This window comes from Candidatus Omnitrophota bacterium, assembly GCA_018894435.1.
Lineage (GTDB): Bacteria > Omnitrophota > Gorgyraeia > JAHIPI01 > JAHIPI01 > JAHIPI01.
Genome location: JAHIPI010000067.1, coordinates 1 through 8,417, shown reverse-complemented (window position 1 = coordinate 8,417; position 8,417 = coordinate 1). Strand labels below are relative to the sequence as shown.

General features: G+C 45.5%; 11 protein-coding genes. 9 read left to right on the top strand and 2 right to left on the bottom strand.

What is annotated here, in order from left to right:
- Positions 1-13: 13 nt before the first annotated feature.
- The 9 genes from KKI13_05265 to KKI13_05225 all read left to right on the top strand — a co-directional run bounded on the left by KKI13_05265 (position 14) and on the right by KKI13_05225 (position 7,075).
- The gene (locus KKI13_05265; GenBank protein MBU4488457.1) at positions 14-187 is read left to right on the top strand and encodes an Lrp/AsnC ligand binding domain-containing protein; all 174 of its coding nucleotides are present in this window, start codon (positions 14-16) and stop codon (positions 185-187) included.
- Between the two features lie 42 nt (positions 188-229).
- Positions 230-895 carry a methyltransferase domain-containing protein gene (locus tag KKI13_05260; protein MBU4488456.1) on the top strand — a complete coding sequence of 222 codons (666 nt, stop codon included), beginning with the start codon at positions 230-232 and terminating at the stop codon, positions 893-895.
- 57 nt (positions 896-952) lie between these two features.
- The gene (locus KKI13_05255) at positions 953-1,921 is read left to right on the top strand and encodes an NAD-dependent epimerase/dehydratase family protein (protein MBU4488455.1); all 969 of its coding nucleotides are present in this window, start codon (positions 953-955) and stop codon (positions 1,919-1,921) included.
- Positions 1,922-2,061: 140 nt separating this feature from the next.
- Positions 2,062-2,676, top strand: a complete 615-nt coding sequence (locus tag KKI13_05250; protein MBU4488454.1) for a nitroreductase family protein — start codon at positions 2,062-2,064, stop codon at positions 2,674-2,676.
- Positions 2,676-3,530: a lysophospholipase gene (locus tag KKI13_05245; protein ID MBU4488453.1), complete on the top strand. Its 855-nt coding sequence runs from the start codon at positions 2,676-2,678 to the stop codon at positions 3,528-3,530. The genes KKI13_05250 and KKI13_05245 overlap by 1 nt, the downstream gene beginning before the upstream one ends.
- Positions 3,505-4,629 (top strand): dipeptide epimerase, encoded by a 1,125-nt coding sequence (locus tag KKI13_05240; GenBank protein MBU4488452.1) that lies wholly within the window; start codon positions 3,505-3,507, stop codon positions 4,627-4,629. The genes KKI13_05245 and KKI13_05240 overlap by 26 nt, the downstream gene beginning before the upstream one ends.
- Before the next feature lie 29 nt (positions 4,630-4,658).
- Positions 4,659-6,323, top strand: a complete 1,665-nt coding sequence (locus KKI13_05235) for a GH3 auxin-responsive promoter family protein (protein MBU4488451.1) — start codon at positions 4,659-4,661, stop codon at positions 6,321-6,323.
- A gap of 18 nt (positions 6,324-6,341) precedes the next feature.
- Entirely contained in the window at positions 6,342-6,524 is a 183-nt protein-coding gene (locus KKI13_05230) for a ferredoxin (protein ID MBU4488450.1), read from the top strand.
- Positions 6,524-7,075 (top strand): thermonuclease family protein, encoded by a 552-nt coding sequence (locus tag KKI13_05225; protein ID MBU4488449.1) that lies wholly within the window; start codon positions 6,524-6,526, stop codon positions 7,073-7,075. The genes KKI13_05230 and KKI13_05225 overlap by 1 nt, the downstream gene beginning before the upstream one ends.
- Positions 7,076-7,081: 6 nt before the next feature.
- Here the strand turns inward: KKI13_05225 and KKI13_05220 are convergent, their stop codons facing one another.
- Together KKI13_05220 and KKI13_05215 are read right to left on the bottom strand one after the other, a co-directional pair.
- Positions 7,082-7,669, bottom strand: a complete 588-nt coding sequence (locus KKI13_05220; GenBank protein MBU4488448.1) for a transposase — start codon at positions 7,667-7,669, stop codon at positions 7,082-7,084.
- 26 nt (positions 7,670-7,695) lie between these two features.
- Positions 7,696-8,417: ATP-binding protein (locus KKI13_05215; GenBank protein MBU4488447.1), on the bottom strand; the 722-nt coding region annotated here is incomplete at its 5' end.

The following is an 8,417-nucleotide window of genomic DNA, read 5'->3' as shown; positions in this document are numbered from 1 at the left end:
TTTATCCAGCACCATGTTACAGCTTAGAGAAATAAGGGAAGTAAAGAATGCCGATGCGGTGATAGGGCCCTATGATTGTATAGCGGAAATAGAAGCCGACAGCATGGATATGCTCGGCAATATCGTAGTAAGCAGAATTTTAAAAATAGAAGGAGTGGCAAAGACGCTTACGTGCGTAAAGCTTTAAGCGCGGCAAGCGGTGATTTAAAATACTCGGTTCGGAGGGAAAGTGGATATACGCGCAGCATTTATGAGAAAAAGCAAGGATATAAAGAGCAAATCTTCAAAACGTTTTGACGACTGGTCCAAAAAATATGATAGAAGCCTGCTCCAGTTTCTTATATTCCGCAGGTCTCACAATATGTTTATAAGCAATATAGTGCACGATTCGCGCCATATAAATATTTTGGATGTAGGCTGCGGTACCGGTGAGTTTGCGATGAAACTTAAAAGTTATAAAAAGGACGCCAGTGTATACGGCCTTGATATTTCGTCAGATATGATACGCGCGGCCAAAGCTAAGTTTAACGGCGAAATAGATTTTAGAGTAGCCGATGTGGAGCATATGCCATACGAAGACAACCAGTTTGATTACCTGACATGCTCGCACTCTTTTCACCATTACCCCCACAAAAAGAAGGCTGTGAGGGAGATGCACCGTATTCTTAAAAATAAAGGCAAAATTATGATAATAGATGGCTGCAAGGACAATCTTTTAGGAAGAGTCATTTTTGATGTCATTGTAAAGGCCCATGAAGGGGATGTCCACCACCTTCACAGCAGTCAATTTGCCCGCATTTTAGAAGAATCCGGCTTTAAAAATGTAACACAGGAAATTTTCAACCCCTGCATACCGTTGCTTTTCACTATGGGGGTAGCCAAAAAGCCCGCCTAAGGCGGACAGGCCCGCCTAAGGCGGACAAGCCCGCCTGAGCGCAGATAGGGAGGAAGTATGTTGATTTTTATCACAGGTGCTACGGGGTTCATAGGAAGCCATCTTGCCGAAAGATTGGCGTCAAAAGGCCATAAGTTGCGATGCCTCGCACGTGAAACAAGCGAGACAGAGGGCCTTTCAAAGCTGAATGCCGAGATAGTAATGACGGATATGAACGATCCGGCGGGATTAAAGAAGGCGCTAGAGGGCGTTGATATCGTATATCATTGCGCGGCCATGGTAGGCGAATGGCTGTCTAAGGAAGAAGCCGGCAAAATCAATATAAGCGGCACGAAAAACCTTTTGGATGCAAGTATGGCCGCGGGCGTTAAGCGGTTTGTTCATGTAAGCAGCCTTGCCGTATTGGGCATGAGGCACCATTATAGTACGCCACCCGAAGCCCCGTATACCATGACGGGCGATATATATTCCGATACTAAGATAGAATCGGAAAAGATAGTGATGGATTACCATCGCCGAAAAGGGCTTCCCATCGTCATAGTAAGGCCCGGCTTTGTCTTTGGCTTAAGGGACAGACGGTTTCTGCCAAGGATGTTAAAGCTTCTCGATGATAACAAGTTTGCCTTTTTGGGAAGCGGCAACAATATTATGAACCTGGTTTATATCGATAATCTTATCGACGTTTTGATAGAAGCGGGCATCAATGAAAAGGCCATCGGCCAGAAATATAACGTTACCAATAAAGACAAAGTTACGATGCGCGATTTTGTTTATATGATTTCCGATATACGCGGCATAAAGAGGCCGAACAAATCTATACCTACACCTCTGGCCAGGCTTATTGCCGATTCATTAGAATTTTATGGAAGATTGACAAAGAGCCAGACACCGCCTTTTCTGACCAAAGCCCGCATAAAAGTCGCAAGTCTTAATCTTGACTTTGATATCTCAAAGACCATGAGAGACCTGGGTTACGACTCCAAGATAACCATCCGAGAAGGGCTTGAAAAGACCCTTAACTCATAGCGAAATGCACCAAAAGCGCTTGCAGCTGGACCATAAGACTATAGACTGCGAAAAAGACAATATGGGGACACCCTCCGTCGCTTATAAGCAGTGATTCTCAAGGAGAGTGTCCCCGAAAATGTATTATAGATGGTGCAACCATGAACGAGATAATGGCGAACATCAAGAGTCGTCGGTCAAGAAGGGCTTTTGTCGATAAGCCCATTCCGGAAGAGATAATAGAGGATATGCTGGAAGCGGCGAGATATGCTCCCAGCGCCCTTAATAAACAACCGTCGAGATTCATAGTTGTATCAAATAAAGAAATAATTCTGCGTTTATCCGGCATTATCCGCAGCATAACCGAAAAGATTGCCCGCCTTCTACCTTTACTTAGCATTATCCAGCCCGAATTACGCGATCCGCGCGTAGTGGCAGCCATCCAAAAGACGCTTTCAGGAGGCGGAGACACCGTCTTTTACGGCGCTCCGCTTCTGATTTTAATAGCAGCCGAGAAGAAAGCGGGCCGATATGCGGTAAAAGATTGTTCACTGGCGGCCGAAAATATGATGCTGTATGCAAATTCCGTGGGTATAGGCAGCTGCTTTATAGGAAGGGCAGATATGCTTGCTATGAGTAAGCAAGGGAGAGAGTTGCTCGGACTGCCCCCGCAGTATAAAATACATGCTGCCTTAGTTTTTGGCTATACACCGGCAGCAGGCGATGCAGCCGCGCCGCAAAGAATGCGAGACAACGTATTAAAGTGGGTGCGCTGATGAAAGAGTCGTTAGGCCAATACGCCGCCAGAGACGGAAAGATGCTCAATTTCAGGAAATGGCCCGGGCCGGATGACGTCATCGTCTATCTTCACGGCATCGAGTCCAACTCCGGATGGTTTTCCTCATTCGCTTCCCAGCTTGCCGAAAGCGGCTTCACGTTATACGGAATAGACAGGAGGGGCTCCGGGCTTAATTACGAAAATAGAGGCGATATAAAGGATTATAATATATTTTTGGACGATATTGAAGATGCTGTCAGTTTTGTAAAAAAAGAAAACCCGGCAAAAAGGGTTTATATAATGGGTATATGCTGGGGCGCTTTCTTGGCGGTAAATTATTCTATAAATAGACATTCCAATCCAGACGGCCTTATTTTGTTGTCGCCGGCGATCTATAGAAAGGTGGATTTTAAGGCCGGCCCGAAAATTGCGGCAAGAGCATGTTCGCTTGTTTACCCGAAGGCATATTTCAAGATACCTATAAAAGATCGCATGTTCACTGATAACAGTAGGTATCTGGATTTCATAAGAAGCGATAAGATGCGGCTCGGCTCATTGACATGCCGTTTCTTCAAAGAGATCCTCCGGATGGAAAACGACTTTGCGTTCAAATCAAACGAACTTTTCTTACCCGTACTTGTGCTTCTTGCCGGCCATGACGAAATAGTGGATAACAGAAAAATTCATAACTGGTTTGATTCGCTGCCGGCGGAAGATAAGACCATAAAGACATTTACGAATTTCCATCATGTAATGCCCTTTGAAGAGGACACGTCACCCATTTTAGATGCGATAAGCGGCTGGATAAAGAAAAGGAAAGTGCCACTTGCAGTTCAAAGTATCAAAAATTGATATATACGCGGTCGACATACCCTTCAGGATGAAATTTGGGCATGCCTCAAAGAGCCGGAAGAGTTCCGAAAGTATTTTTGTGAAAGCTGAAAGCGAAAATGGCGTTAGCGGTTTCGGGGAATCCCTGCCGCGCCGATACGTAACCGGCGAAGACCAGTCCTCCGTAATAGACTCATTAAAGACTTTACTGCCCGGCGCTCTTTTAGGCAAGACTTTTGATTCTTTTGGGGATGTCGTAGATTTTTGCGGCAGCTCTTTCGGCGATTTGAAAGGCGCCAGCTGCGCTGCTATTGAACTTGCTTTGCTGGATTTGGCCGGCCGCGTCTTTAAATGCTCTGTAAGTAAGGCATTGGGAGCGGTACTCGTAAATGATCTCAGGTATAGCGCGGCAATCGGAAGCGTCCCACCCCTCAAAGCCGGTATTTCGGCATTAAAATTCAAGTTATATGGATTTAAAGATATAAAGATAAAAGTAGGGGACGATCGTGATATAGGCAGGCTAAAGGTTGTTCGGGCGCTCGGCGGAAGAGATATTAATTTGAGGCTCGACGCGAATTGCACTTGGGGCGCGGATGAGGCCATAGAGCGGCTTTCGGCCATGAGAAGGTATAATTTTAGCCTGATAGAGCAACCCGTTAAAAAAGGAGATATAGCTTCTCTTAAGAAAGTCAGCAATGCGATACGCGAGCCCGTCATGGCGGATGAGTCGCTTTGCACGCTGGATGACGCAAAGAAACTTATAGAAGAGAAGGCCTGCAAAATGTTTAATATACGCATATCAAAATGCGGCGGGTTGATCAATTCGCTAAACATAGCAAAACTTGCCCAAGAGTCGGGCATCTCTTATCAGTTGGGTTGTCAGGTAGGCGAATCGGGTGTTTTGTCAGCCGCGGGCAGGCACTTTGCCTCGTGCGTAAAAGGAATAAAATACCTAGAAGGCTCGTACGCCAAATTTTTACTGCTGGAAGATGTTATCAAAGAGGACGTCGGGTTTGGTTACGGCGGCCGCGCAGGCCTTTTATGCGGCAACGGGCTTGGGATTACGGTTGATGAGCCGCGCCTAAAGAAGTATGTCACGAATGAAGCCATAATCAAGTAGTAGAAGAATTATATCCGGAGACAATATAAATGAATATAGCCTCATTAGCAGTTAAGGCGTATGGTTTAAAGGCGTATATGTTCGAGCGGGCTTTGAAAGACCCTTTCACGAGCCAAAAGAAGGTATTGGCTGGATTTCTAAGCCGTCATAAGAACACCAGGTATGGCAGGGAGCATGGTTTTCGAGATATACGCTCGATAGATGATTATCGCTCGCGCGTACCGCTAAACGACTACGAAACGCTGCGCCCTTACGTAGACTGCCTGATGCGGGGCGAGAAAAATGTATTGACCGCCGATAAGGTCACACTTTTTGGCGTAACAAGCGGCACCATGGGGAAGCCTAAGCATATACCTGTTACGGAATATTCACGAAGGAAGAAAAAAGATGTAATGGATCTTTGGGCTTATTATGCCTTACGTGACCATCCGGGGCTTCTGGATGGCAAAATACTTGCCATAGTAAGCCCCGAAAAAGAAGGATTTACTATCAGCAAAATACCTTTCGGCGCGGAATCCGGCCATGCATACAGGAATCTGCCGCAAGCCGTGAGGAATCTTTACGCCATACCTTACGAAGTATTTGAAATACCCGATTACGAGTCAAAATATTATTGCATACTGAGGATAGCCGCAGAAGAAAATATTTCCACGATCGCGACGTTAAACCCGAGCACCATACTTTTATTATGCCAGAGGATGGAAAAAGTAGGCGCCCAGATAATAGAGGATATAAGGCTAGGGACCCTTAACGAGAAGTTGAATGTCTGCTGCGAAATAAGGGAAAAGATAGAAGCCCGCCTAACGCCTAACCCCAAAAGGGCCGACGAGCTTTCGGAGTTAGCAAGGAAGCGGAACGGTGAGCTGCTACCCATGGACATATGGCCGAATCTGAAACTTATAGAATGCTGGAAAGGCGGGAGCGTAGGCGTTTACATTTCATATCTTTCGAAATATTTCGGGCCCAATACCGCGATAAGGGATTTCGGGTATCTTTCAAGCGAAGCGCGCGTCTCCATTCCTATGTGCGATTCCGGCTGCGGCGGAGCGCTGGCCATAACCAGCAATTTTTACGAATTCATCCCGCGCAACGAAATGGACAAAAAGGATAAGAGGTTTTTGCTTTCGCATCAGCTTGATGTGGGTAAGGAATATTACATAATACTGACGACGCCCGGCGGGCTATATCGCTATAATATAGATGATATCATACGGGTGTCGGGTTTTTATAAGAATACCCCCGTAATAGAATTCGTACAGAAAGGCTCCATAGTCTCGTCGGTAACAGGGGAGAAGATTTACGAAATACAGATAGATGAAGCGGTAAACAAGGCCGCGGGGCTCATTGGGGCGAATCTCCAGTTTTTCTCCGCCTGCGTAGAATGGCAGGCAATCCCGAGGTACGCTTTTATAGTAGAATTTATGAATGAGTTGTCCCGCGAAGGTAAGGTTTCGCTGCTTAAAAATATAGAGAATCAGCTTATAAGGCTTAATGTTGAGTATGATACAAAGCGGCGCTCGCAGCGCCTCGGCAGTCCGGTCTTGAAAGTGGTGCCGCAGGGCACTTTTGAGGAATATAGATCAAGGAAGGTGCAGCAGGGCTCGCATGACGGCCAGATTAAGATACCAAAACTCGTTACAGATGTATGTTTTCAGGATAATTTCAAAGTTTTAGAAGAGATAGCAGTAGAATAGTTCAAATGGGAGGTAGGAGTGGCTAAGATAACAATAGATGCGTCATTGTGCACGGGGTGCGGCTTATGCGCAGCCGGTTGTCCGGAAGTCTTCGAGATGGGAAGCGACAATCTAGCGGTTGTAAAAAGCGACAAATCCTGCGATTGCGACCTGAAGCAGGTTGCGAGCGAATGCCCGGTAGAGGCGATAAAAGTAGAATAATGGCGAAAAAAATAGTCATTGCGGCAATTTTCTTATTATGCTCATCTTTTGCATTCGCCGGAGGTGTTTTTTATAGCGACCAGGAGCTCGAACTCAGCGTACCTTTTGAGCCCTCCTATGATTACAACAAAGTATTAGTAACTTATGTTATAGACGGGGATACTTTAAAACTGGAAAACGGCGAAAAGGTAAGATTAGTAGGCATAGATACTCCGGAAAGTAAGCAGAACGCCAAGCTTAAACGTGACCTCAAAAAAACGGATAAGGATGCTGTAACGCTGATAAATATGGGTAAAAAGGCCTCGCGCTTCACAAACAGCCTCGCTTCAAAAAAGTATGTGCGGCTTGAATTTGATGTCGAGAAAAGAGACCGATATAACCGGCTGTTAGCCTATGTGTACCTGCCCGACGGCCGCATGCTGAACGCCGAGATAATAAAAGCCGGTTATGCCCAGATACTGTCCATCCCGCCCAATGTCAAATATCAGGATTTATTCCTGGAACTCCAACAAGAAGCCAGAGACAACAATCGCGGCCTCTGGAAAGAATAAAACCACTTATTCTAACCTGGTTAGATTTGCCAGATTAAAAGGGAAGATGGAAGCGTAAGTCTTGCGTCTTTCTTGCCAGTCATCGCCTAAAGCCATATAAGTATCCGGAACATCTATTAAGCTATTTTCCGCACCATTGAGATAAAATCCTGCGCCGGAATGTTTCCAGTCCGCAGGGTGGTTGCACAATTTTGCTCTCACAGGATTTAAATCGATATATCTCATTACAGCCAATAACTGCTGGTCATCTTTTATAAGTTCCGCATAAAACCTATCTTCCCAGAAATGGCCCTTTATTTTGTGATACTCATTATACCATCTTGCGTACCATCTATTTATAGCTTGCATAATTTTAGATATATTAATAGTTAGTTCCAATCGTATTATCAAGTGAGTGTGATTGGGCATCATAGTATAATCATGCAATAGAAAGCCATGCTCACTTTTACACTGTCTAACTGTTGAAATATATTTTTCAAAATCAGTTTTATTTACAAACGCAGTTTTACCATTATTACATTTGCTTGTTATATGGTGTATAGCGCCTTTATAATTGAACCGTTCACGTTTTCCGTGTGTAATTGTAATAGCCATTTCTAATCCCCCTAATTCTAACCTGGTTAGAAAGAAAGCCACATGCGGCGGTCGAGCGAACGGTAGCCGATCGCCTCAGCGATATGACTAGCGCCTATTTCTACCTCACCCGCCAAGTCCGTTATGGTTCTCGCGATCTTCAATACCTTGTCATATGCCCTGCCGCTTAGATTCAGCTCTGTTATGGCGAGTTTAAGCAATTCTCTCGCTTCGTTTGTTAGTGTGCAGTGTTTCTGCATTTCTCTCGGAGTTAATAGCGCATTGACGCGCTGGATCTTATTCTTGTAGCGCTTATTCTGTATCGCTCGCGCGCGGATAACCCTTTTTTTGATGTCTCTCGAGGTCTCCGCGGCTTTATTTTCGGACAATTGTTTATAATTGAGCGGCGGGACTTCAAGATGTATATCTATGCGGTCCAAGAGAGGCCCCGAAATTTTAGATATATAGCGCTGGATCATAGGTACGGTGCAGTGGCACTCTTTTTTGGGATGGCCAAAATAGCCGCAGACGCAGGGGTTAAGGGCAGCTACAAGCGTGAAGCGGGAAGGGTAGCTGATAGATCCGGAACTTCGCGATATATTAATGAAACCGTCTTCCATGGGCTGACGCAGCATAGCGAGTATATCCCTGTGGAATTCCGGAAATTCATCAAGAAAAAGCACTCCGTTATGCGCAAGGGTTATTTCACCGGGGGCCGACGGATTACTGCGGCCTATTAGGCCGCTGTAAGATATGGAGTGGTGAGGTG